Source organism: Kitasatospora sp. NPDC008115 (assembly GCF_042957205.1).
Lineage (GTDB): Bacteria > Actinomycetota > Actinomycetes > Streptomycetales > Streptomycetaceae > Kitasatospora.
Genome location: NZ_JBIBHU010000002.1, coordinates 189,362 through 210,523 on the forward strand (window position 1 = coordinate 189,362; position 21,162 = coordinate 210,523).

The following is a 21,162-nucleotide window of genomic DNA, read 5'->3' on the forward strand; positions in this document are numbered from 1 at the left end:
CCCAGAGCAGCGCGGGCCGCCGCATCCGGGTTTCCGGCCCGGCGGCGCCCGGGCTCGGGGGCGTGCGCCCGGGGAAGTGCGCCGTGCTCGGGCGGTGCGCGCCGTTGCGTGGGGGTACCGGGTGGGGGAGGTTGGTGCGGTCCCGGTTCGCAGGTCTCGGGCCCGGGGCGGCAATGGAACTGACGATCGATCACTTCGGAGGGATGTCGGCGATGGCATCGAAGATCCTGCTCGTCACCGGGGACGCCGCGGAGTCGCTGGAGGTGTTCTACCCGTACCAGCGGCTGCGCGAGGAGGGCTACCAGGTCGACATCGCGGCGCCGGCGAAGAAGCGGCTCCAGTTCGTGGTGCACGACTTCGTCGAGGGGTTCGACACCTACACCGAGAAGCCGGGCTACACCTGGCCCGCCGACGTGGCGTTCGCCGACGTCGACCCGGCCGACTACGTGGCCCTGGTGATCCCGGGCGGGCGCGCCCCCGAGTACCTGCGCAACGACCCGGAGTTGCAGCGGATCGTCCGGCACTTCTTCGAGGGCGAGAAGCCGGTCGCCCAGATCTGCCACGGCGCGCTGGTGTCGGCCGCGGCCGGGGTGCTCGGCGGGCGGACCAGCGCCGCCTACCCCGCCCTGGAGCCGGACGTGAAGGCGGCGGGCGCGACGTACGTGGACGGCGAGGCGGTGGTGGACGGCGTGGTCGTCTCGGCCCGCGCCTGGCCCGACCACCCGGCGTGGCTGCGGGCGTTCATCGAGGTCCTACGGGTCAAGGCCCCGGTCGCCTGACCACCGGACGGAGGGGGCGCCCCCGAGCGGGGTCTCGGGGTAGCCCCTGAGCGGACCCCGGGGGCGGCCCCTCCCTGAGGGGGAGCGGCGCGCCGGGCGAAGCTCGGCCCAGGGTCGGACGCCCCCTCCGCCGCCGCCTGCCACAGTGTCAAGTGCCGAAACCAAACGGGGTGTTGTGGACACCTCCGGACACGGACACGGGAGGACGCATGGGCGTGGCGGAGCACGGGAGCGGAGCGGAGCCGGACGGTCGCGGGGGCACGGGGCGCCGGCGGCGGAGCCCGGCCGCGCGCCTGGTGGCGCTCGCGCTCGCGGGGGCGGGCCTGGTGGGCGTGACCGCCCCCGCGGCCGGCGCCCTCGGCACGACGGAGCCGACCGGGACGGTGGCGGTGACCGGCGTCCAGGACACCGCGGCGGCGGAGGCGGCCGGCCGGGGACCGCGCAAGGGCGTCGACACCAGGGCGCTGAACGGCGCGCTGAACGCCATGACCGACTCCGGCGGTGTCTCCGCCGCGCTGGCCAGGGTCGGCGATCACGGCCGCACCCTGTGGAAGGGCGCCTCCGGCGTCGCCGACCGCACCACCGGCGCCCCCGCCTCCGCGGACGGCCGGTTCCGGATCGGCAGCGTGACCAAGACCTTCGTCTCCACCGTCGCCCTCCAGTTGGTCGCCGAGGGACGGCTCGGCCTCGACGACCCGGTGGAGAAGCTGCTGCCGGGCGCGGTGCCGAACGGCGCGGACATCACCCTGCGGCAGTTGCTCGACCACACCAGCGGGGTGTTCAACTACACCGAGGACCAGGCCTTCGACTTCGAGCGGCCCGGCGCCGTCGAGCAGTGGCTGGAGTCCGGCCGCTGGACCCGCTGGACGCCGCAGCAGCTCGTCGCGCTGGCCAACGCCCACCAGCCGTACTTCGCTCCCGGCCAGGGCTTCCACTACTCCAACACCAACTACGTCCTGGTGGGACAGATCATCGAACGGGCGACCGGCCGCAGCTGGCAGCGCGAGGTCGAGCGCCGGGTGATCCGCCCGCTGGGCCTGACCGGCACCTCCATGCCCGACCACGAGACGGCCGTCCCCGGCCCGCACGCGCATGGCTACTACGACCTGCCCACCGGACCGGCGGACGTCACCGAGCTGGACCCGAGCATGGCGGGCTCCTCCGGCGCCGGGATCTCCACCACCGCCGACCTCAACACCTTCATCTCGGCCCTGGTCGGCGGGCGGCTGCTGCCCCGGCCGCAGCTCGCGGAGATGATGAAGGCCACCCCGCAGAGCGGGGGCCGGTACGGCCTCGGCCTGGAGCGGGCCCCCTCGGACTGCGGTGTGCTCTGGGGCCACACCGGCGGCATCCCCGGCTACAACACCGTCCTGTACACCAGCGCCGACCTCCGCCGCCAGCTCGCGGTCTCGATGAACGCCAAGGGCGCCTCGACCCCGCCGGCCACCGAGGAGGCCTTCGGGAAGCTGCTCGCCGCCGGAACCTGCGCCGGCTGACCCACGGCCGGTCCGGACCGCGGGCCGACGACGTGACCCGCGTCCGACCAGGGCCACCCGGCCCCGCACCGGCAGCGTGGGGCTGCGATCATGGCCCGCACCTGATGGGCAGTCGTCGCGAGGAGGACGAGAGATGGCAGAGCCGCTGATCGCCGAGGTGGGGGGCCGGGTGCCCGCCGTCGACCCGGGCGCCTTCGTCGCACCGAACGCCGTCGTGGTGGGAAGCGTGACGGTCGGCGCCGGGGCGAGCGTCTGGTACGGCGCGGTGCTGCGCGGGGACGCCGAGGCGATCACGGTCGGCGCGGGCAGCAACGTCCAGGACAACTGCACCCTGCACGCCGACCTCGGCTTCCCGCTGGTGATGGGGGAGCGGGTCTCGGTCGGCCACAACGCCGTGCTGCACGGCTGCGTGATAGGGGACGACGTCCTGGTGGGGATGAACGCCACCGTGCTCAACGGCGCCCGGATCGGCGCCGGCTCGCTGGTCGCGGCCGGCGCCGTGGTGCCGCAGGGCATGGAGGTGCCGCCCGGCTCCCTGGTCGCCGGGGTGCCGGCGAGGATCCGCCGCGAGCTGACCGAGGAGGAACGCGCCGGCATCGCGTTCAACGCCGAGGGCTACCTGCTGCTGGCCGACGGCCACCGCGGGCTGCGCCCCTTGCCGCAGGCCTGACACCCGCTAGCCGCGGCCCGCGCCGACCCGGTCGTCCGGGGCCGGCGCGGGCCCGGGCACCAGGCCCGAGGCGACCACGACCGTCGGCGCCTTCCCGCGCCGCCGGGCGGCGGCCCAGGCGGCCACCGCGATCACCGCGCCCGAGGCCGCCAGGCCCGAGCCGACCAGCGACGGCGAGGTCCAGCCCAGCCCCGCGTCCAGCGCCAGCCCGCCGAAGAACGCGCCCTGGGCGTTGGCCAGGTTGAACGCGCCCTGCACCGTCGCCGAGGCCAGCGTCGGCGCGCCGTGCGCCTCGCGCATCACCAGTGTCTGCACGGCCGGCACGATCGCGAACCCGAACAGCCCGACCAGCACCACCGTCACCGCCGCCGACCACTGGGCCCGCGCGGTCACCGCGAACAGCGCCAGCACGGCGGCGAGCAGGACGAACGCCGCGCACATGGTCGGCCGCAGCGCGCGGTCGGCCGCGTAGCCGCCGAGCAGGTTGCCGATCGTCATCCCCACCCCGAACAGCGCCAGCACCAGCGTCACCGAGCCGGTGGCGTAGCCGGACACCTCGGTCAGCAGCGGGGTGATGTACGAGTAGCAGGCGAAGAAGCCGCCGCAGCCGAAGACCACGGTGGCCAGCGCCAGCCAGAGCTGCCCGCTGCGGAACGCGCCCAGCTCGTGCCGCAGGCCCGCCTGCGCGGGGGGCGGCAGCGCCGGAACCAGCCGGGCGATCGCCACCGCCCCGGCCGCGCCGATCGCGACCACCACCAGCATCGTCGCCCGCCACCCCAGGTGCTGGCCGAGCAGCGTCGCGGCCGGCACCCCGACGACATTGGCCAGGGTCAGGCCGGAGAACATCACCGCGACCGCCCTGGCCCGCTTGTCCGGCGCCACCAGCTCCGCTGCCGCCACCGCCCCGGCGCCGAAGAACGCCCCGTGCGGCAGCCCGGTCACCAGCCGGGCGGCGGCCAGCGTCCAGAAGTCGGGGGCGAGCGCGCAGAGCAGGTTCCCGAAGGCGAAGAAGGCCGCCAGCCCGACCAGCACCGCCTTCCGCGGCCGCCCGGCGGCCAGCGCGGTGAGCAGCGGCGCCCCGATCACCACGCCCAGCGCGTAGGCCGAGATCAGCCAGCCGGCCTGCGGGATCGAGACGTCGAGGCCGTCCGCGACCTGGGGGAGCAGCCCCATGGCGGCGAACTCGGTGGTTCCGATGGCGAACGCGGTGACGGCCAGGGCGACCAGCGCGAGAGGCAAGGGGGTACTCCGGGAGGAACGGGACGGGCCGGGATTGTTCGTCCGGAATCCTAATCGGACCGGATGACGCGCCCGTGAGGTGCGGGAGGCGGTCCGGTGACGGACGGGGGTCGCCACCCGGGCGCCCGCGCGGGAGACTGGGGTCATGTGCCGCAGTATCAAGACGCTGAGACCGCCCGTGACGCCCGACGCCACGGAGGAGGACTACCGCGCGGCCGCGCTCCAGTACGTGCGCAAGGTGTCCGGCTTCCGGGCCCCGGCCGCACACAACCGCGAGGCCTTCGACCGGGCCGTGGACGCCGTGACCGCGGCCACCGAACGCCTGCTCGCCGAGCTGGAGGTCCGCGGTGCCCCCGCCCACCCGGCCCGGGCCGGCGCCTAGGGACGGCGTCCCACAGGCACCAGGAGGTCGGCGATGAGCAGCCCCGTCACCCGTTACGCACTCACCTTCCCGGGCACCCCCGGAACCCAGGCCCCGCAGGACGTGGTCGTGGTCGAACGGACCGGTGCCACCGGGCCGGGCGGTCACCCGGTGTACGAGGACGCCACCGGCATCGTCCGGGCCGAGATCAGCGACGCGGGGGAGGTCCGGATGCTCGCCAGCGGCGGCCACCAGACCCTGCACTGCCCGATGCACGCCCAGCCGCTTCCCTGACACCTGCTTCCCCGACGCCCGCCTCCCCGACGCCCTGCTGACAGCGCCGCGCCCCGTGGGGCAGACTCCCGGCATGACCACAGCGCGCTGGCAGGGCATCGTCGTCGCCGAGAGCGAGGACACCGTCGTCGTCGAGGGCAACCACTACTTTCCGGCCGACTCCGTGCGCGGCGAGTACCTGCGCCCGTCCGACACCACCACCGTCTGCGGCTGGAAGGGCACCGCCGAGTACTACTCGCTGCACGTCGACGGGGCGACCAACCCGGACGCGGCCTGGTACTACGCGGACCCCTTCCCCGCCGCCGAGCAGATCCGCGGCCGGGTGGCGTTCTGGCGGGGCGTGGAGATCACCGGGTGACCCGGGAGCGAGCGGGCGGCTGAGGGCCGAAGGGCCCCCGGGACACGCCCGTCATCGTCCTGTCGCAGGACCGGGACACCCCCGGGGCGTATCGCCGCGCGCCGCCGGGTACGGCCACGGCATGGCAATCTTCAGGAGACCGGGACGCCCCGGGCAGCCCGAGCCCACCCAGGACCGCGTGGCCGACGAGCTGGCCGGGCTGGTCGAGGAACTCGAACCCGGCGAGCCCGGCGAGGGCGGCCCCGGCGAGCTCGCCGAGTACCGGGCGGAGACCGAACGCGGCCGGCGGCGCGGCGCCCGGCTGGTCGGCGCGATCGCCCGCCGGCTCGGCACCGGCGGGCGGGCCGCCGCCAAGGGCGCCGCGGTCGGCGGCCGGGCCCTCACCGAGCAACTGCTCCAGACCGCCCCGCGCATCCCGGTCCGCAACCTCGCCACACTCCGTGCCCAGCACCCCGGCGCCGCCGACCCGGAGAAGCTCGCCGACCTGCTGATCACCGGCGCGAGCCGGGCCTCCAGCGCGCTCGGGGCCGGCGTGGGCGCCGCCGCGATGCTCCCGGTGCCGCCCGCGATGCCGGTGGAGATCGCCGCCGAGACGATCGCCGTCGCCGCCGTCGAGATCAAGCTGATCGCCGAACTGCACGAGGTGTACGGCTTTCCCGCGCAGGGGACCGCCTCCCAGAGGGCTGGCGCCTACGTCGGCGCCTGGGCCAACCGGCGCGGCATCGACCCCACGCTGCTCGCCAAGCCGGCCGGCCTGGCCGCGATGGCGCTCGGCAGCGAGGTGCGCCAGCAGGTGCGCCGCCGGCTCACCCGCAGCTCGCTGCGCCGCCTGCCGTCGCTGACCCCGCTGCTGGTCGGCGCGGGCATCGGCGCCACGATCAATCTGCGCGACACCCGCAAGGTGGCCCGCGAGGTCCGCGCGTTCCTGCGCGAGCACACCCCGGCGGACCCGGGGTACTGGGAGGCCGCCGCCCCCGCCCCCCGGCTGGAGCGCGGCGACTGACCGCGGGGCGGGGCGGGGCGGGGCGGGGCGGGCGGGCACGCCGGAGCGGCCGGCCCCGGGCGGAACCGGCCGGTCCGGCGCCCGGGTCAGCCGGTCGGCGACTGCGGGGCCCCGGAGCCCCGCCCGGTCTTGACGGCGTTCACCATCGCCTGGTGCACCGCCCGCGCCGTGGTCTCGTCGGCCGCCGGGACGGGGCTGCCCGCCACCGAGTACCAGTCGAGCGCCCCGGTGTACTGCACGGTGAGCCGTGCCTCGCCGTCCACCCAGGTGGTGTGCACGGTGAGGTCGCCCGAGATCGGGCCGATCTCGACGGTGGTGACCCCGCCGGGCCCGCTGATGATCGACTGGGTGGTCCAGGTGGCCCACGAGGCCCGGGGGTCGCGCGGGGGCTCCACCCGCCCGGCCGTCCCGCCCGGCCCGCCCGCCGGGCCCGGGACCTGTCCTGCCGTGCCCTGCTGCTGATCGGTCATGCGCCCATCCTCCCTCGCCGTCCGCCGCCGCCCGGGCGACGGCACCGGCGGTCGCGAAGGCCGCCCCGGTGCCGGGCGGCCTTGTGGCAACTCGTGTGCCGAAGCGGTGCCGGAGCGGCTCAGCCGCCCGCCGCCGGCTCCTCCCGGGGCTCGCCCTCCGCCTGCGAGGTGTCCTGTGCGTGCTGGTTCTGCATCGAGGTGATGCCCTCCTCGGGGTCGGCCGCGCGGACGTCCTCGTCCCGGTCGGTGCTCACCTCGGAGCGTGCGCTCATGTCGGTCATCGCGGGCTCCCTCTGCTCGGTCGGCTGGGGCGGCCGGACCCGCCGCGGCACGCCGTGGTGCCGGGCGGCCGCCGGGCCGGTTTCGCTCTCTCGCCCCTCAAGCCTGCCTCCACGCCCCGTCGAGGGCCAACCGGGCCGGTTCGGGGCGCGCCGCCCGCCCCGCCGGCCCGGCCGGTCACCAGGCGACCGGCAGCGACCTCAGCCCGTAGATCAGCGTCTCCGAGCGGAAGTCCAACTCCTCCTCGGGCACCGCCAGCCGCAGCCCCGGCAGCCGCCGGAACAGCGTGGCCAGCGCGATCTGCAGCTCCGCCCGGGCCAGCGGCTGCCCCAGGCACTGGTGCACCCCGAAGCCGAAGGCGAGGTGGCGGCGCGCCTCCCGGTCGAGGTCGACCTCGTCGACGCCCCGGCGGCCCTCGGCGCCGAACAGCCCGCCGTCCCGGTTGGCCGTCGACAGCATCGCCATCACGCCCTCCCCGGCCCGGACCAGCGTGCCGCCCAGCTCGACGTCCTCCACCGCCACCCGCGGAACCCCGGTGTGCACGATGGTGAGCAGCCGCAGCAACTCCTCCACCGCCCCGGGCACCGCCGCCGGGTCGGCGAGCCGGGCGGCCTGCTCCGGGTGGCGCAGCAGCAGCGCGGTGGAGAGCGCGATCATGTTGGCGGTGGTCTCGTGCCCGGCGACCAGCAGCAGCACCCCGGTCGAGGCGATCTCCCGCACGGTGAGGTCCTCGCGCCGCACCAGCCGGCTCAGGATGTCCTCGCCGGGCTCGGACCGCTTCCGCTCGGCGAGCCGGGCCAGGTAGCCGAGCAGCTCGTCCTGCGCCCGGGCGACGCCGTCGTTGTCGCCCTCCGTGGTCAGCAGCAGCCGGCTGTTCGCCTGGAACGCCTCCCGGTCCTCGTAGGGGACGCCGAGCAGCAGGCAGATCACCAGCGAGGGCACCGGCAGCGCGAAGCCGGCGACCAGGTCGGCCGGGCCGCCCCCGGCCGTCATCCGGTCGAGCGCCTCGTCCACGATCTGCTGGATGCCGGGCCGCAGCTCCTCCACCCGCTTGACCAGGAACTCCCCGGTGACCATGCGGCGCAGCCTGGCGTGCTCGGGGTCGTCGAGGCGCAGGAAGGACGGGTTGGCGGCGACGAGCTCGCGCCGCCCCTCGTTCAGGAACGGGAAGTCGGGCCGGCGGGCGTCGGCGCTGAACCGGCGGTCCGAGAGCACCGTGCGGACCTCCTGGTAGCCGGTCACCAGCCAGCAGTGGCCGCCGTCGGGGAGCTCCGCACGGCTGACCGGGCCGGTGCTCGCGGCCTCGGTGTACGCGGGCGGCGGCGCGAACGGGCAGGCCGTGTCGTGCCGCGCCGGGATCGGGGTGACGGGAACGGTGGACATGCTCAAGGTGGTCTCCTCGCGTGACGGGTGGAGCCCGTGGCCAGGCGGTGCCCGTGGCCAGGCGGTGGGAGACGGCGGGAGGGCTCACGGCCCCGGGGCGGGCGTCAGCCGGCGGTGCCGGGCCGGTCGTCCCCGGTGACGGCGATCGCGCCGCCCGGGCAGAGGTCGGCGGCGAGGCGCACGTCGGCGGAGAGCTCCGCGGGGACGACGGACCGGCGGAGGGTCACCAGGCCGTCCCGGTCGTCCTGCTCGAAGACCTCGGGCGCCGTCATGACGCACTGGCCGGAGCTGCAGCAGCGGTCCCGTTCGACGTTCACCTGCATGTCGGACACCTCTCCGTGGTGTGGCACCGGTCTTCTCCGTGGCGCGGCACCAGCCCGGGCCGGGCCGCCCTCCGCTGTCATGGTCAAGCTATCCCCGCCCCCTGTCGCACACGAAGGGTGCGTGGCCATCTCGCGAAGAATGGCCGATATGCCTCTGGTCGTGAACGAGTGCGGGATTAATGAAGTTTGATCATTCGTCAGATGAGTTGTCCGGTGAGTTGTCCGGGGCCGGGGGAAGCCCGGAGGGCGGTCGAGGGGGTCCTGTGCCTACCGGGAGCCCAGCTCCCGGACGGCGGCGACGGTGTCCGCGTCCGCCGCGTCCTTGTCGGGCCGGTAGCGCACCACCCGGGCGAACCGCAGGGCCAGGCCCGCCGGGTAGCGCGGGCTGCGCTGGACCCCGTCGAAGGCGATCTCCACGACCAGTTCGGGCCGCACCCGGACGGTCCAGGCGTCCCGCTCCACCTCGCGCTCCAATAGCGCCGCGGTCTGCCAGGCGAGCATCTCGTCGGTGAGTCCCTTGAAGGTCTTGCCGAGCATCACCCACGGGCCGAGTCCCGGCTCGCCGCCCGACCGGGCGCCCAGGTGCAGATTGCTGAGGAATCCCTGCCGCCGCCCGCTGCCCCACTCGGCGGCCAGCACCACCAGGTCCAGGGTGTGCCGGGGCTTGACCTTCACCCAGCCGGCCCCGCGCCGCCCGGCCTGGTAGCCGGCCGCCGGGTCCTTCACCAGCACCCCCTCGTGGCCGTGCGCGAGGGTGTCCCGGAAGAACGCCAACGCCTCGCCGTGGTCCCCGGTCTCGGCGCGCGCCACCCGCAGCCCGGCCGGGACGGCCCCGGCGAGCGCGGTCCAGCGCTCCCGCCCGGGGCGGTCCACCAGGTCCGCGCCGTCCTGGTGCAGCAGGTCGAAGAAGTGCACGCTGAGCGGGACCTCGGCGCGCAGCCGCTCAGGGTCGCGGCGGGCCGCGGTGCGGGCGGCGGTCTCCTGGAACGGCCGCGGCCGGCCGTCCGGCCCGAGCGCGATCGCCTCGCCGTCCAGCACCGCCGACCGCACCGGCAGCGCCAGCGCCGCCTCGACCACCTCGGGCACCCGGGCGGTGATGTCGTCCAGCGACCGGGTGAAGACACCCACGTCGCCGCCGTCCCGGTGCACCTGCACCCGGATGCCGTCCAGCTTCCACTCCAGGGCCGCCGGGCCCTCGAACCGGTCCAGCGCGGTGCCCACGTCCGGCGCCGAGGCCGCCAGCATGGGCCGCACCGGTCGGCCCACCTCCAGGCGGAACGCGGCCAGCTCCGGCTCCCCGCCGGTCAGCGCGGCCGTGGCGACCGCCCGCGCCGAGCCGCGGAACATCAGCGCCCGGCGCACCGACGCCGCCGGCACCCCGGCGGCCTGCGCGACCGCGTCCGCGACCACCGCGTCCAGCGCTCCCTGGCGCAGGTCGCCGACCAGGACGGCGCGCAGGAACGCCTGCTCCACCCCGGTGGCCCGCTCGAACAGACCGGTCAGCAGCCGGCGCCGCTCCGCCCGGGCGCCCGCCCCGTGCACGGCGGCGATCGCCTCCAGCGCCCGCTCGGCCTCCCGCACCCCGAGCCGCGGTTCGGCGGCGGGCGGCGGGAGGTCGCGCAGGGCGGCCGGGCCGAGGCCGGTGCGCAGCCGCTGCGACTCGCCGGACAGCAGGGCGACCGCCGCCGGGGCCTCGTCCGGGCCCAGCTCGCGCAGGCAGTCGGCGAGCAGCCCGGTCTTGGCCCGGCGGCCGGGCTCGGCCGCCACGGCGCGCGAGGTCAGGGCCAGGCGGTGGAGCAGCAACGCGGGCCTCCTGGGGAGGGCGGGCCGGGTGGCACGGGCTGGGCGGGCCCGGCGTCCAGGATCGGTGATCCGGGCCGTCGGCGCGCGCCGGGCGCGCTCGGCCCCGCACGGGTCCGCGACCGGCCCGGCCGCCGGTTCGGCGCAGTGGCGCGGCGGTCTTGGCCACGCCGTCGATCGGCCGCGGGCCGACGGACCGTCATGCTGGCGCGCAGCCGGCCCGCACACTCACCCACCTGGGAGGACCCATGACCGCCGCCACCGACCCGGCCGCCGCCCGCTGGACCGTGGACACCCCCACCGACGCCGACTTCGCCGCCTGGCGCGAGCTGTTCCGCGGCTACTGCGCCTTCTACCGGGTGCCGGTCCCCGACGGGAAGGCCGAGCTGGTGTGGTCCTGGCTCACCGACCCGGCGCACGAACTGGACGGCCTGCTGGTCCGCGACACCGACGGCACCCCGGTCGGCCTCGCCCACTACCGGCCGTTCGTCCGTCCGTTGCACGGCGCGGTCGCCGGTTTCCTCGACGACCTGTACGTCGCCCCCGCCGCCCGGGGCACCGGCGCGGTCGACCTCCTGCTCACCCGGCTGCGTGAGATCGCCGCCGAGCGCGGCTGGAACGCCGTCCGCTGGATCACCGCGGAGGACAATTACCGCGCCCGGAGCAAGTACGACCAGGTCGCCACCCGCACCGGGTTCGTCACCTACGACATGCCCCCGGCCGGCGTCTGACCGGACCGCCCGGCCGCCCGGCCCTCCCGTTCCGAAATCCGTTCGCACTTTTCTGTTATCCGGTCACCGCCCGCCGGTCTCCCAGGTGTCGGCACCCGACCGGCGGATCCTCCGCCGGATCGTCCGACGGACCCTCCGGCGGACCCGACGGTCCCGAACACAGGAAGCGTGCGCAGGTGAACAGCGAAGACCGGACCACCATCCTCCCCGCGAGCGGCCGCCCCGGCGGTCCCGGTGGCCCTGGCGGCCCCGGCGGCCCCGGCGGGCGCGCGGCGCGGCGTGCCGCGGAACGGCGGCGCGGCCAGGGCCGCCGGCGCCGCCGCGGCGCGGTCGGGCCGGTGGCGGCCGTGATGGCGGCCGTCGCCGGGACGGGCGTGATCGCCGCGCTGACCGGCGCCGGGTACGCGGTGTACCGGGGCGAGGAGGGGACCGACGCCGGTGCCCGGGCGGTCGCCTACGAACCGTTGGTCGCCGCGGAGGCGGGCGACCGCAACGGCATCCAGGTGCCCGGCGCGGGCGCCGCCGGCCCGGACCGGGTCCCGGCCATGGCCGACCCGGCCCGCGCGGCCACGGCCGACCCCGCGTCCACCGGCGCGCCCGCGACCGCGCCGGCCGCCCCCGTGACGCCGTCGGCCCCGGCCGCCGCCCCGGGCCGGAGCGGCTCCGCGGCGCCGCCCGCCCCGGCCGCGAGCACGGCGCCCGGCCCCACCGCGGACCCGCAGACGCCGGCCGCCCCCGCGCCGGTCACCGCCACCGCTTCGGGCACGGCCCCCGCGCCGGCCACCGCCACCGCCACCGCCAAGCCGACGACGACCGCCCCGCGCCGGACCACCACCGGCAACCCGGGCGGCTCCGCCAACGGCTCCTTCGCCCAGCAGGTGGTCGACCTGGTGAACGTCCAGCGCTCGCAGGCCGGCTGCGGGCCGCTCAGCGTCGACGCCCGGCTGACCGCCGCCGCCCAGGTCCACAGCGACGACATGGCCAACCGCGGCTTCTTCGACCACGCCAGCCCCGAGGGCAACCACGCCGACCACCGCATCGAGGCGGCCGGCTACCGCTGGAGCACCTGGGGCGAGAACATCGCGCGCGGCCAGAAGGACCCGGCGGCGGTGATGGAGTCCTGGATGAACAGCCCCGGCCACCGCGCCAACATCCTCAACTGCTCCTTCCAGCAGATCGGCGTCGGCGTGCGGACCGGCTCCGGCGGACCCTGGTGGACCCAGGTCTTCGCCGCACCGTCCTGACCCCGCCCACCCCGATTTTCCGAATCAGCGCGAATTGTTGTTATCTGATCACTCCCCGGAGGTCTCCGAGGAGGCAGCGGCGGACGGACGACAGCAAGACGGAGTGCGGACCCATGAACGTTGACGTGCAGAGCAGGGCCGGGACGGCCCTGGTGCTCGCGGCCCAGGCGGGCGACCCGCAGGCGCGCGAGGCGCTGGTGGCCGCCTGGTTCCCGCTGGTCTACAACGTCGCCGGCCGGGCGCTCAACGGCCACGCCGACGTCGACGACGTCGCCCAGGAGACCATGATCCGGGCCCTGGACGGCCTGGAGGGCCTGCGCGACCCGGAGGCGTTCCGGTCCTGGCTGGTCGCGATCACCATGAACCAGGTCCGCAGCCGCTCGACCGGCCAGCAGCAGGCGGCCGTCGGCGGTCTGGACGAGAGCTGGGAGCTGGCCGACCCGCGTGCCGACTTCACCGATCTGACCGTCCTCCGGCTCGGCCTCTCCGGCCAGCGCCGGGAGGTCGCCGAGGCCACCCGCTGGCTGGACCCGGACGACCGGGAACTGCTCGCCCTGTGGTGGCTGGAGGCCGCCGGGGAGCTGACCCGCGCCGAACTCGTCGAGGCGCTCGACCTGACGCCGCAGCACGCCGCCGTCCGCGTCCAGCGGATGAAGAAGCAGCTGGAGGCCGGCCGGGTGGTGGTCCGCGCGCTCGGGGCCTACCCGCGCTGCCCGGACCTCGCCGAGCTGACGACGGGCTGGGACGGCACGCCGGACTCGGTCTGGCGCAAGCGCATAGCCCGGCACATCCGGGGTTGCGCGGCCTGCGACGGGCTGGGGCGCGACCTCTTCCCGGCCGAGGGCCTGCTGGCCGGGCTGGCACTGGTCCCGGTACCGATGGACGCCCGGGGCGGGTTCGCCCTCCAGGCCGCGGGCGCGGCGGTCGGCGGGTCCCCGGCCTCCGGCTCCGGCGTCTCCTCCGGTTCGGGTGGCGCGTCCGGCCCGGCGGCGGGCGCGCCACCCGCCGACCCGGCCGGCGGCGCGGGCGGCTGGGCCGGGCTCGCACGCCGGAAGACCGTGCTGGCGGGCGGAACGGCGGCCGTGCTCGCCGTGGCGACGCTCGCGCTGGTCTGGCCCCAGCACACCGGACCGGGCGACCCCGGACCCGAACCGGCCGCCCCGGCCACCGCCCTCGACGGACCGGCGCCGACGGCGGCGGTCTCTGCGGCGCCGGCCCCCGAGGCCCAGCCGCCCGGACCGAGCCCGAGCGCGACCCCGCCGGCCGCCGTGGCGCCCGCCCCGGCGGAGACCCCGGCCATCGGGACCGGCGCGGCGGCCACCCCGACCGCGAGCCCGAGCAGCGCCAGGCCGAGCACCGCCCCGGCGGGCGCGGCCAACCTGGAGCGCCGACTGGTCGACCTGGTGAACGCCGAGCGGGCCAGGCGCGGCTGCGCCCCGCTGCGGATCGACCCCAGGCTGCACGCCGCCGCGCAGAAGCACTCGGACGACATGGTCGCCCGCTCCTACTTCGACCACGTGGCCCCCGGAGGCGGCCGGGCGGACGCCCGGCTGACCGCCGCCGGCTACCGCTGGTCGCAGTGGGGCGAGAACCTCGACCGGGGACCGAGCTCCCCGGCCGAGGTCTTCTCCCGCTGGATGGACGGCGGCATCCACCAGTCGAACATGCTGGACTGCGCGTTCAAGGACGTCGGCATCGGCGTGGCCACCGGCCCCGGGGGCCTCTACTGGACCCAGGACCTCGGCACCCCGCTCGGCTGACCCGGTCCGTCACCGGCAGGCCGTCAGCCCGGCAGGCCGACGAGACCGGGCGCCTCGCCCGTGACGTGGCCGGTCGCCTGGCCGACCACCGCGCCGGCGTCGCCGACCTGCCCCGGCAGGGCGTCCGGCACCGAGGCGAGCGGTCCGCCCGTCAGCGGTCCGGCCAGGTCGCCCGGACCGCCGAGGGCGGCGGCGTGGGCGCTGGGGGCGGTCAGGGAGGCCACGACGCCGACGGCGAGCGAGGCGACGGCGAGCATGCTGCGCTTCTTCATGCCCCGTCCAACGACGTTCCGCCACCTGGGTTACGGACCGGCCGCTCTTGGGGGCGCGCGGCGTCGGCGGCGCGCCCCGGGGTCACTTCGGCAGCTCGGGCGTCGTCAACGGGCGGACCGAGGCGAACGTCTTCTCCAGAGTCCTGAGGGTCTCCGCCGACGGTTGGCGCAGACAGGCCGTGAGCTGGACGACCGCCTCCTCCTTGGCTGGCGTGAACGGCCGGTACGCACGCGTCTGCTGGGTGCCGCCCCAGACGACGCACCCCTTGTCGGGCGGCATGCTCGCCGGTGCTCCCGCCTCGCCCAGGTAGTTGCCCGGGGCGTTCTCCTCGCGGATCACCCGGACCGCGATCAACACGCCGTCGGCGTCGAGAGCCCCCGAGCTGACGCAGACCGGCGCGTCGCCGCGGTCCGGACAGGCGGCCGGGACGGTCATCCGCTGGGAGGAGAGGTAGCCGACGGGTTCGGCCGATCCGGGGAAGGGCCGCACCGTGAGGTCGTACCAGTCCGCCGGAACGTCGACCACCAGGCTGTCCAGCGCGTTGAACAACACGGTCTTCGTCTCGGCGGATCCGCCCCCGCTCCCGAGGCCCGGGGACGGGGTCGGGGTCGGCGACGGGGTCGGCGCTCCGCCGACGGACGGTCCGGGGGCGACCGGGCGGAGCGCGGTGTCCTTCGGCCCGGGCGCCAGCGCGGGGGCCGAGGCCAGGACCGCCACGGTCAGGCCGATCGCCAGCCCGCTCGCGAGGGAGGCCCGGCGGCGGCGCCGACGCGTGCGGGCCGCCCGGGCCAGCACGCGTTCGATCCGGTCCTCGGGCGCCGACAGGTGCGGGGCGGCCAGCTGGAGCAGCACCCGCAGTTCGTCCGCCACCTCGCGGTCCTCGGCGGTCAGCTCGGCGCCCTCCCCGGTGTCCTCCCCGGCCCGGGCGTCCCGCGGGGTGAACTCATGCCCCGTCATGACGCCTCCCGTCCAGGAGCAGTTCCCGGGCGGGAAGCCGGCCCCGCAGCGCCCGCAGCGCCCGGTGCGTCTGGCTCTTGACGGTGCCCGTGCTGCAGCCCAGTGCCTCGGCGGTGTCCTCCACACTGAGGTCCTCGAAGAAGCGCAGCACCACCACCGCCCGCTGCCGGGCCGGCAGCGCCCGGACAGCCGCCACCACGACCTGGCCCATCAGCACGTCGTCGAACGGGTCCTCGGCCGTCGGCGGCTCGGGCAGCCGGTCGTGCGGCAGCTCCCCGTGCCAGCGGCGGCGCCACCACGAGACGTGCGCGTTCACCAGCACCCGGCGGACGTACGCCTCGGGCCGGTCGACGGCGATCTGCTCCCAGCGCGGCCACACCTTGGCGAGGGCCGTCTGCAGCAGGTCCTCGGCCTGGTGCGGGTCGCCGGTCAGCAGCCAGGCCGTCCGGAGCAGCCGGGGGCTGCGGGCGGCGACGAACTCCTCGAAGTCCGGTGTCGCGCCCTTCATCCTGCCGTCCCTGCCATGCCGTCCCCGCCGCCGTCTCCGTCACCCGTGCCGCCACGTCCGTGGCGGCGGTCCTACCGGTCGGCGATGGCCGCCGGATCCTCACTGTCGTTCTCACGGCTGCTGAACGCGCTGGGGGCCGTTGCGGGTTGTCCGGTCGGCGGGCCCATTTTCCCGGGCCGGTCCGGCCGCGGTTCCGCGGGGCGCCGGGCCGGTGGCGGTGGCGGCCGGGCGCGGACGCTGGACGGCCCGCGAGCCGGCCGGGACTCGGCCGGGCGGCGGGCGGGCCGTGGGCACCACGATCCGCCGCCCGCCGCCGGCCGCCAAGGGCGCGCGGAGGGCGCCCGGTGGCACCCGCAGGGCGCGCCGGGCGAGGTGGCCCCGTCCGCCTCACGCCGCCCGCCCGGAGCGTGCCCCCGGGCCGTCCCTCGCGTTCCCGCACGTCCCTTCCGGGCGTCTCCTGTCGAGCGTCCTCGGAGCGTTCCCTCGGAGCGTCCCCTCAGAGCGTCCCCGACCCGCGCGGCGCACCCCCCGTCCGCTCGGCGGCACCGGGATCGACCGGGTTCACCGTCCAGTCGGGGTGGCCCGGCATCGGCGGGGTCCGCTCGCCGTAGAGCCACTCGCGCAGGAAGCCGCCCAGCGGCTGCCCGGAGACCTCGTCGGCCACCCGCAGGTAGTCGGCGGTGGTGGCGGTGCCGTGGCGGTGGCGGCGCAGGAAGGCCCGCTCGATCCGGTCGAACACCTCCTGGCCGACCCGCTCCCGCAGGGCGAACAGCACCAGCGCGCCGCCGGTGTACCGCTGGCTGTCGAACAGCGTCGCGGCGGTCGGCACGGCCACCGGACCGGAGTCGTGGCGCCACTGGTCGCCCTGGGCGTAGACGTTGCGCATCCGGTCGGTGAGCGTGGTGAAGCCACCGGAGTCCGGCCAGCCGTGCTCGTAGCGGTACATCAGGCCGTACAGGTCGGCATGGCCCTCGTTGAGCCACAGGTCGGCCCAGGTGCCCGGGGTGACGCTGTTGCCGAACCAGGAGTGCACCAGCTCGTGCATCATGTGCGAGCCGATCAGCCGCTCCGGCTGACGCAGGAAGTTCGGCTTGTAGAGCGTCAGCGTCTGCGTTTCCAGCCCGGTGAAGCCGAACGCCGCCGGGTCGTCGGTGTCGGCGGGCAACAGCCCGTACGTCTCCAGCGGGAACCGCCCGAGGTGCTGCTCGGCCCACGCCAGCTGGCCGGGCGTCAGGGCCAGGGCCGGCTCCAGGTCGGCGGCGCGCGCGGTGGGCACGACGTCGCGCAGCGGCAGCCCGTCCGGGCCCTGGCGCTCGCGGACCGTGTAGCGGCCCACCGAGGCCTGGAGCAGCTCGGTGGCCATCGGCTCGCGCGAGGCGTAGCGCCGGGTGGTGGTGCCGTCGGGGTGCGGCTCGGTGGCGGTGAGCAGGCCGTTGGCCACGCCGAGGAGCTCGTCCGGCGCGGTGACGGCGACGGTGAAGCGGGCCTTGTCGCCCGGCCGGTCGTTGCACGGGAACACGGTGTGCGCGCCGTCCGGCTGCCCGGCCACCGCGAACCCGTCGGGCGTCACCACCCACCCGGTGTGCGGCAGCGCCGCGCGCGGGTCGGCGCTGTACTCGACCTCCACCCGCAGCACGGTGCCCGCCCGCACCGGCCGGGCCGGCCGCACGGTCAGCTTCTCGTCGTGCGTCCTGAAGCCGGCGGGGCGGCCGTCGACCCGCACGGCGCGCACCTCCAGGCCCAGCGCGTCCAGCTCCAGCTCCGCCAGCCGGGTCAGCGCGCGGGCGGTCAGCACGGTGGTGCCGTCGACCGTACGGGTCGCCGGGCGGTAGTCGAACGCCAGGTCGTAGCCGAGCGCGTCGTAGTCGGTGGTGCCGAGCGAGGGGAACACGGGGTCCCCGCCGCCCGCGACCGGCGCGGCCGCGGCCGGCAACGCCACCAGCGGCAGCGCCGCCAGCGCGAGCGCGGCAGCCAGGACGGAACGGTGCCCGGAACGGTTCCTGGACAAGGGCGATCACCTCTCTCGTGTCGTACGGACCCGCGTCCGGCCCCTGGCGGGGCCGGTCCCGTTGAGCGATCCTCCGGGCACGGACCGTAACAGAGGGCACCGACAATCCGGCCGACACACCTCATCGCCCGGACGGAGCACTGTGGTGGCCGGGCGGCTGCGCAGTGTCATACCGTCGAAGAGTCCCGCCCCCTGACGGACGGGGCCACGGCCGCCGGAGCGCCTGGCCAGGACCGGCGGCCGTACTCATGCCCGCACGCCGCGCCCGCCCCCGCCGACTCGTAGGCCGGGCGGTCGCGCCGACCGCCCAGCAGCCCCGCCGGCGCACCGGACCGGCAGGAGCGCGCCCGTGAGCAGCCCGCACTTCGTGGTGATCGGCGGGTGCGTCGCCGATGTCGTCCGCACCGGCGACGGCGCGCCCGACACCGTCCACCCGGGCGGCAGCCCGGCCAACGTCGCGTACGGGCCGGCGCGGCTGGGGGAGCCGGTCGCGCTGCTCACCGAGCCGGCCGACGACCCGTACGGGCGGCTGATCCGCGCGCACCTGGAGTCGGCCGGCGTGCTGCCCGCCGCCCCCGCATGCCCGGTTGTCCTGTCCGGCGCGCCGGTGGTGGGACGGTTCCCGCACCGCTGCCGCGCCGGCCGTTCTCCTGCCGCCGCCCGTCGACCGGCGGCAGGGGGACCGCCCGGGACCGCCGATCCCCGCCCGCGTCCCCCCTGCGGGCGGCCGAGCGTCCGTCGTGCCGTCCCGCGTGAGCCCCCGACCGTCGGTCGCCCGCGGCGGGGCGGGCGGGCGGTCGTGGACGGGGCACGGGTGACGGCTGTGGCGTTCGGGCCGGCCGGATGCCGGTGTGCGGTCGAGGTCCGGTCGTGCAGTCGGGGGCCGCCGCCCCCGCGGGCAACAACGAGGGCGCCACCCGACAGGGATGGTCGTGCGGGCCCGCGCCCGGCCGCCCGGTGCCGGGTCAGGCGGGCCGGCGGCTGTCGTGCGGGCGCGGCCGTGGGGATCGCCGTCCGTGGTGGCGTGGGAGCCGGTGCGGACGGGATCAGGCGGCGCGGGTGCCCAGGGGGCGGGTCTGCTGGGTGTCGGAGTCGAAGGTGCGGGCGGTGTCGAAGGTGCCGGTGAGGTCGGGGTGGCGGCCGAGGAGGGTGTGGGTGAGGGTGACGGCGTCCGGGGTGAGGCGGCGGGTGAGGCCGAGGTGGGGGGACCAGCGGCCGGGAACGTAGTGCGGGTCGGGGGCCTCGGCGTGCTCCAGGACCTCCCAGACGCGGTGGTGCAGCCGCAGCAGGTCGAGCGTCGGGACGACCGACCAGCTGAGCACCCGGCGCCGGCTGCGGGCGGCGAAGGAGAGCAGGCCGGTCAGGCGGACGGTCAGCGGCAGGGCGTCGGCGAGGAGTTCGTCCAGCCGCTCGCCCGCGTCGGCGGGCATCCGGGCGCAGACGGCCAGGGTGAGGTGGGGGCGGTGGCCGGGGTGCGGGTTGTCGGCGAGGCTGTCCACCCCGCCGTCGGCGAGCCGCCGCCAGAGCGCCCGCACGGCGCGGTCCAGCGGCGGGTCGCAGAGCAGCTCAACGGTCTGCACGGGCGAGGTCCTTGGCGTACCAGATCTCGGCGTACGGGCGCTCGCTGTAGGCGGGGATCTCCCGGTAGCCGTGCCGGGTGTACAGCGCGCGGGCCTCGACCAGGTCGAGCCGGGTGTCCAGGACGATCCGCCCGGCGCCGAGCGCCCGCGCCGCCTCGTCGATGGCGGTCATCAGCCGCCTGCCGCCGCCGGTGCCGCGCCGGGCCGGGCGGACGTAGACCCGGGTCAGCTCGACGGTGGCGGCGTCGACGACCCGCAGCCCGGCGCAGGCGGCGGCCTCGCCGTCGTACCGGCCGAGCAGGAAGACGCCGGTGGGCGGCGCGAGGTCGTCGCTGGGGGAGCCGGCGAGGCCGGTCTCGATCTCCTCGGGCGTCCCCTCCCGCCCGAGGTGCCGCCGGTAGTAGCTGTTGGCGACGTCGGTGTAGTAGTCGCGCAGCAGCGCCAGGGCCGCCGGGGAGCCGACGTCGGCGGGCGCGATCGCCCAGAGTCCGGTCGTACCGCGCTGCGTGCTGATCGTCATGCGCGCATTATCGGGCGCCCGGCGCTCCCGCCGCGAGCCGTTTTCGATCATGGCGCCCCGGTGGGCCGGGCGGGTGACGGGGGGATTGGCCGGTGGGCGTGGCGGGGGAGCAGTGGGGCTATGGACAGACCATCAGATAGTCGTATTAGTGGGGGGTTGGCGGGGCGCGGGCGTCGGCGGGGGCGGAACGGGCTGGTCGCGGCGGTCTGCCTGGCCGCCGCGGTGGCGGGGTGCGGCGGGCCGGGCGGGGGCGGCGCGGCGCCGTCGGCCGGGCGGACCGGGGCGAGCGCGGCGGCGGACCGGGGCGGGCCCAGGCCGCCCGCGGCGCCGCTGGTGCTGCCGGGGCCCGCCCGGGCGGAGGAGGAGACCAGCAGCGAGGCGGTGGCCCGCAAGGCGGAGGCCGCCAGGGCGGTACTGGAGACCGCGGCGCGCTGGGGCCTGGCGCAGCCGCCGCTGCCCGCCCCGCCGAGCCCGGCGAGCCGTCCCGAGCTGTTCGCCGCCCAGGGCGTGAAGCTCGCGGACGGGCTGCCGCCGGTGGTCTACCGGGTGCCCACCGAGGAGCGGATCGTCTTCCTGACCGTGGACGACGGCGCGGAGAAGGACCCGGAGTTCAACCGGATGGCCGCCGAGCTGGGCATTCCGCTGTCCACCTTCGTCGCGGACTACCTGGCCCGTTCCGACTACGGCTACTTCCGCCGGTTCGCCGCCCAGGGCGACGCGGTGAACAACCACACCGTCAACCACCGCAACCTCAAGCTGCTCGGCTACGCCACCCAGCGCGAGGAGATCTGCCGCCAGCAGGACCAGCTGGAGGAGCAGATCGGCATCCGCCCGAGGCTGTTCCGCCCGCCGTACGGCGAGTACAACGAGGACACCCTGCGGGCGGCCGCCTCCTGCGGGATCGAGGCGGTGCCGCTCTGGAACGAGGAGGCGTTCCCGGACCGCATCGAGTACCGCCACACGGACCAGCGGCTCCACCCGGGCGACATCATCCTCACCCACTTCCGCGGCACCGACCTGTGGAGCGGCAGCATGCCCGACCTGCTGCGCAAGGTGGTCGACGAGGTGACCGCGCAGGGCTTCGCGCTGGCCCGGCTCGACGACTACCTGTAGGACGGGCCGTCGG

General features: G+C 76.6%; 24 protein-coding genes. 12 read left to right on the forward strand and 12 right to left on the reverse strand.

Annotation, left to right across the window (positions count from 1 at the left end; translation table 11 throughout):
- Positions 1 to 212 precede the first annotated feature (212 nt).
- The 3 genes from ACFZBX_RS03170 (at position 213) to ACFZBX_RS03180 (ending at position 2,945) form a co-directional block, all read left to right on the forward strand.
- Positions 213 to 779, forward strand: a complete 567-nt coding sequence (locus ACFZBX_RS03170) for a DJ-1/PfpI family protein (protein WP_391531219.1) — start codon at positions 213 to 215, stop codon at positions 777 to 779.
- A gap of 215 nt (positions 780 to 994) precedes the next feature.
- On the forward strand, positions 995 to 2,275 hold the full coding sequence (locus ACFZBX_RS03175; RefSeq protein WP_391531220.1) for a serine hydrolase domain-containing protein: 1,281 nt from the start codon (positions 995 to 997) through the stop codon (positions 2,273 to 2,275).
- Between the two features lie 133 nt (positions 2,276 to 2,408).
- Complete coding sequence (locus tag ACFZBX_RS03180; protein ID WP_391531221.1) at positions 2,409 to 2,945, forward strand: gamma carbonic anhydrase family protein; 537 nt, start codon at positions 2,409 to 2,411, stop codon at positions 2,943 to 2,945.
- Between the two features lie 6 nt (positions 2,946 to 2,951).
- Here the strand turns inward: ACFZBX_RS03180 and ACFZBX_RS03185 are convergent, their stop codons facing one another.
- Positions 2,952 to 4,184: an MFS transporter gene (locus ACFZBX_RS03185; RefSeq protein ID WP_391531222.1), complete on the reverse strand. Its 1,233-nt coding sequence runs from the start codon at positions 4,182 to 4,184 to the stop codon at positions 2,952 to 2,954.
- A 145-nt stretch (positions 4,185 to 4,329) separates the two neighbouring features.
- Here ACFZBX_RS03185 and ACFZBX_RS03190 point away from each other — a divergent pair, with 145 nt between their 5' ends.
- The 4 genes from ACFZBX_RS03190 (at position 4,330) to ACFZBX_RS03205 (ending at position 6,200) form a co-directional block, all read left to right on the forward strand.
- Positions 4,330 to 4,566 (forward strand): DUF2277 domain-containing protein, encoded by a 237-nt coding sequence (locus ACFZBX_RS03190; protein ID WP_391531223.1) that lies wholly within the window; start codon positions 4,330 to 4,332, stop codon positions 4,564 to 4,566.
- A gap of 33 nt (positions 4,567 to 4,599) precedes the next feature.
- Positions 4,600 to 4,839 (forward strand): DUF6296 family protein, encoded by a 240-nt coding sequence (locus tag ACFZBX_RS03195; protein ID WP_391531224.1) that lies wholly within the window; start codon positions 4,600 to 4,602, stop codon positions 4,837 to 4,839.
- Positions 4,840 to 4,912: 73 nt separating this feature from the next.
- Positions 4,913 to 5,197 (forward strand): DUF427 domain-containing protein, encoded by a 285-nt coding sequence (locus ACFZBX_RS03200; protein WP_391531225.1) that lies wholly within the window; start codon positions 4,913 to 4,915, stop codon positions 5,195 to 5,197.
- A gap of 121 nt (positions 5,198 to 5,318) precedes the next feature.
- Positions 5,319 to 6,200: a hypothetical protein gene (locus ACFZBX_RS03205; protein ID WP_391531226.1), complete on the forward strand. Its 882-nt coding sequence runs from the start codon at positions 5,319 to 5,321 to the stop codon at positions 6,198 to 6,200.
- Between the two features lie 86 nt (positions 6,201 to 6,286).
- Here ACFZBX_RS03205 and ACFZBX_RS03210 read toward each other — a convergent pair whose 3' ends face one another.
- The 5 genes from ACFZBX_RS03210 to ACFZBX_RS03230 form a co-directional block, all read right to left on the reverse strand.
- Complete coding sequence (locus tag ACFZBX_RS03210; protein ID WP_391531227.1) at positions 6,287 to 6,670, reverse strand: hypothetical protein; 384 nt, start codon at positions 6,668 to 6,670, stop codon at positions 6,287 to 6,289.
- 119 nt (positions 6,671 to 6,789) lie between these two features.
- Entirely contained in the window at positions 6,790 to 6,951 is a 162-nt protein-coding gene (locus tag ACFZBX_RS03215) for a hypothetical protein (RefSeq protein ID WP_380297650.1), read from the reverse strand.
- Between the two features lie 175 nt (positions 6,952 to 7,126).
- On the reverse strand, positions 7,127 to 8,332 hold the full coding sequence (locus ACFZBX_RS03220) for a cytochrome P450 (RefSeq protein ID WP_391531228.1): 1,206 nt from the start codon (positions 8,330 to 8,332) through the stop codon (positions 7,127 to 7,129).
- A 104-nt stretch (positions 8,333 to 8,436) separates the two neighbouring features.
- On the reverse strand, positions 8,437 to 8,655 hold the full coding sequence (locus ACFZBX_RS03225) for a ferredoxin (RefSeq protein ID WP_391531445.1): 219 nt from the start codon (positions 8,653 to 8,655) through the stop codon (positions 8,437 to 8,439).
- 267 nt (positions 8,656 to 8,922) lie between these two features.
- A complete protein-coding gene (locus tag ACFZBX_RS03230; protein ID WP_391531229.1) occupies positions 8,923 to 10,458 on the reverse strand; it encodes an ATP-dependent DNA ligase in 1,536 nt (511 codons plus the stop codon).
- A 245-nt stretch (positions 10,459 to 10,703) separates the two neighbouring features.
- Here ACFZBX_RS03230 and ACFZBX_RS03235 point away from each other — a divergent pair, with 245 nt between their 5' ends.
- From ACFZBX_RS03235 to ACFZBX_RS03245, 3 genes are all read left to right on the forward strand, one after another.
- Complete coding sequence (locus ACFZBX_RS03235) at positions 10,704 to 11,186, forward strand: GNAT family N-acetyltransferase (protein ID WP_391531230.1); 483 nt, start codon at positions 10,704 to 10,706, stop codon at positions 11,184 to 11,186.
- Positions 11,187 to 11,362: 176 nt separating this feature from the next.
- Positions 11,363 to 12,430: a CAP domain-containing protein gene (locus tag ACFZBX_RS03240; RefSeq protein ID WP_391531231.1), complete on the forward strand. Its 1,068-nt coding sequence runs from the start codon at positions 11,363 to 11,365 to the stop codon at positions 12,428 to 12,430.
- Positions 12,431 to 12,543: 113 nt separating this feature from the next.
- A complete protein-coding gene (locus ACFZBX_RS03245; RefSeq protein ID WP_391531232.1) occupies positions 12,544 to 14,190 on the forward strand; it encodes a sigma-70 family RNA polymerase sigma factor in 1,647 nt (548 codons plus the stop codon).
- Between the two features lie 23 nt (positions 14,191 to 14,213).
- Here ACFZBX_RS03245 and ACFZBX_RS03250 read toward each other — a convergent pair whose 3' ends face one another.
- The 4 genes from ACFZBX_RS03250 to ACFZBX_RS03265 all read right to left on the reverse strand — a co-directional run bounded on the left by ACFZBX_RS03250 (position 14,214) and on the right by ACFZBX_RS03265 (position 17,936).
- On the reverse strand, positions 14,214 to 14,462 hold the full coding sequence (locus ACFZBX_RS03250; RefSeq protein ID WP_391531233.1) for a hypothetical protein: 249 nt from the start codon (positions 14,460 to 14,462) through the stop codon (positions 14,214 to 14,216).
- 82 nt (positions 14,463 to 14,544) lie between these two features.
- Complete coding sequence (locus tag ACFZBX_RS03255) at positions 14,545 to 15,420, reverse strand: hypothetical protein (RefSeq protein WP_391531234.1); 876 nt, start codon at positions 15,418 to 15,420, stop codon at positions 14,545 to 14,547.
- Positions 15,407 to 15,928: a SigE family RNA polymerase sigma factor gene (locus tag ACFZBX_RS03260; protein WP_391531235.1), complete on the reverse strand. Its 522-nt coding sequence runs from the start codon at positions 15,926 to 15,928 to the stop codon at positions 15,407 to 15,409. The genes ACFZBX_RS03255 and ACFZBX_RS03260 overlap by 14 nt, the downstream gene beginning before the upstream one ends.
- Positions 15,929 to 16,424: 496 nt before the next feature.
- Positions 16,425 to 17,936: a M1 family metallopeptidase gene (locus ACFZBX_RS03265; RefSeq protein WP_391531236.1), complete on the reverse strand. Its 1,512-nt coding sequence runs from the start codon at positions 17,934 to 17,936 to the stop codon at positions 16,425 to 16,427.
- 370 nt (positions 17,937 to 18,306) lie between these two features.
- On the opposite strand from ACFZBX_RS03265, the gene ACFZBX_RS03270 reads away from it, so the two are divergent.
- The gene (locus tag ACFZBX_RS03270; protein WP_391531446.1) at positions 18,307 to 19,062 is read left to right on the forward strand and encodes a PfkB family carbohydrate kinase; all 756 of its coding nucleotides are present in this window, start codon (positions 18,307 to 18,309) and stop codon (positions 19,060 to 19,062) included.
- On the opposite strand, the gene ACFZBX_RS03275 is transcribed toward ACFZBX_RS03270, so the two are convergent.
- Complete coding sequence (locus ACFZBX_RS03275; RefSeq protein ID WP_391531237.1) at positions 18,983 to 19,516, reverse strand: 2'-5' RNA ligase family protein; 534 nt, start codon at positions 19,514 to 19,516, stop codon at positions 18,983 to 18,985. The genes ACFZBX_RS03270 and ACFZBX_RS03275 overlap by 80 nt on opposite strands.
- Positions 19,503 to 20,036, reverse strand: coding sequence for a GNAT family N-acetyltransferase (locus tag ACFZBX_RS03280; RefSeq protein WP_391531238.1), 534 nt, complete (start codon positions 20,034 to 20,036; stop codon positions 19,503 to 19,505). The genes ACFZBX_RS03275 and ACFZBX_RS03280 overlap by 14 nt, the downstream gene beginning before the upstream one ends.
- 156 nt (positions 20,037 to 20,192) lie before the next feature.
- Between ACFZBX_RS03280 and ACFZBX_RS03285 the strand changes: the two genes are divergently transcribed.
- Positions 20,193 to 21,149: a polysaccharide deacetylase family protein gene (locus ACFZBX_RS03285; protein ID WP_391531239.1), complete on the forward strand. Its 957-nt coding sequence runs from the start codon at positions 20,193 to 20,195 to the stop codon at positions 21,147 to 21,149.
- Positions 21,150 to 21,162 lie beyond the last annotated feature (13 nt).

What these genes read in the sequence shown, in the direction of transcription:
- ACFZBX_RS03170 (WP_391531219.1), top strand. Translation starts at nt 213, where the DNA reads ATGGCATCGAAGATCCTGCTCGTCACCGGGGACGCCGCGGAGTCGCTG.
- ACFZBX_RS03180 (WP_391531221.1), top strand. Translation starts at nt 2,409, where the DNA reads ATGGCAGAGCCGCTGATCGCCGAGGTGGGGGGCCGGGTGCCCGCCGTC.
- ACFZBX_RS03190 (WP_391531223.1), top strand. Translation starts at nt 4,330, where the DNA reads ATGTGCCGCAGTATCAAGACGCTGAGACCGCCCGTGACGCCCGACGCC.
- ACFZBX_RS03195 (WP_391531224.1), top strand. Translation starts at nt 4,600, where the DNA reads ATGAGCAGCCCCGTCACCCGTTACGCACTCACCTTCCCGGGCACCCCC.
- ACFZBX_RS03200 (WP_391531225.1), top strand. Translation starts at nt 4,913, where the DNA reads ATGACCACAGCGCGCTGGCAGGGCATCGTCGTCGCCGAGAGCGAGGAC.
- ACFZBX_RS03205 (WP_391531226.1), top strand. Translation starts at nt 5,319, where the DNA reads ATGGCAATCTTCAGGAGACCGGGACGCCCCGGGCAGCCCGAGCCCACC.
- ACFZBX_RS03210 (WP_391531227.1), bottom strand. Translation starts at nt 6,670, where the DNA reads ATGACCGATCAGCAGCAGGGCACGGCAGGACAGGTCCCGGGCCCGGCG.
- ACFZBX_RS03215 (WP_380297650.1), bottom strand. Translation starts at nt 6,951, where the DNA reads ATGACCGACATGAGCGCACGCTCCGAGGTGAGCACCGACCGGGACGAG.
- ACFZBX_RS03220 (WP_391531228.1), bottom strand. Translation starts at nt 8,332, where the DNA reads ATGTCCACCGTTCCCGTCACCCCGATCCCGGCGCGGCACGACACGGCC.
- ACFZBX_RS03225 (WP_391531445.1), bottom strand. Translation starts at nt 8,655, where the DNA reads ATGCAGGTGAACGTCGAACGGGACCGCTGCTGCAGCTCCGGCCAGTGC.
- ACFZBX_RS03235 (WP_391531230.1), top strand. Translation starts at nt 10,704, where the DNA reads ATGACCGCCGCCACCGACCCGGCCGCCGCCCGCTGGACCGTGGACACC.
- ACFZBX_RS03245 (WP_391531232.1), top strand. Translation starts at nt 12,544, where the DNA reads ATGAACGTTGACGTGCAGAGCAGGGCCGGGACGGCCCTGGTGCTCGCG.
- ACFZBX_RS03250 (WP_391531233.1), bottom strand. Translation starts at nt 14,462, where the DNA reads ATGAAGAAGCGCAGCATGCTCGCCGTCGCCTCGCTCGCCGTCGGCGTC.
- ACFZBX_RS03255 (WP_391531234.1), bottom strand. Translation starts at nt 15,420, where the DNA reads ATGACGGGGCATGAGTTCACCCCGCGGGACGCCCGGGCCGGGGAGGAC.
- ACFZBX_RS03260 (WP_391531235.1), bottom strand. Translation starts at nt 15,928, where the DNA reads ATGAAGGGCGCGACACCGGACTTCGAGGAGTTCGTCGCCGCCCGCAGC.
- ACFZBX_RS03280 (WP_391531238.1), bottom strand. Translation starts at nt 20,036, where the DNA reads ATGACGATCAGCACGCAGCGCGGTACGACCGGACTCTGGGCGATCGCG.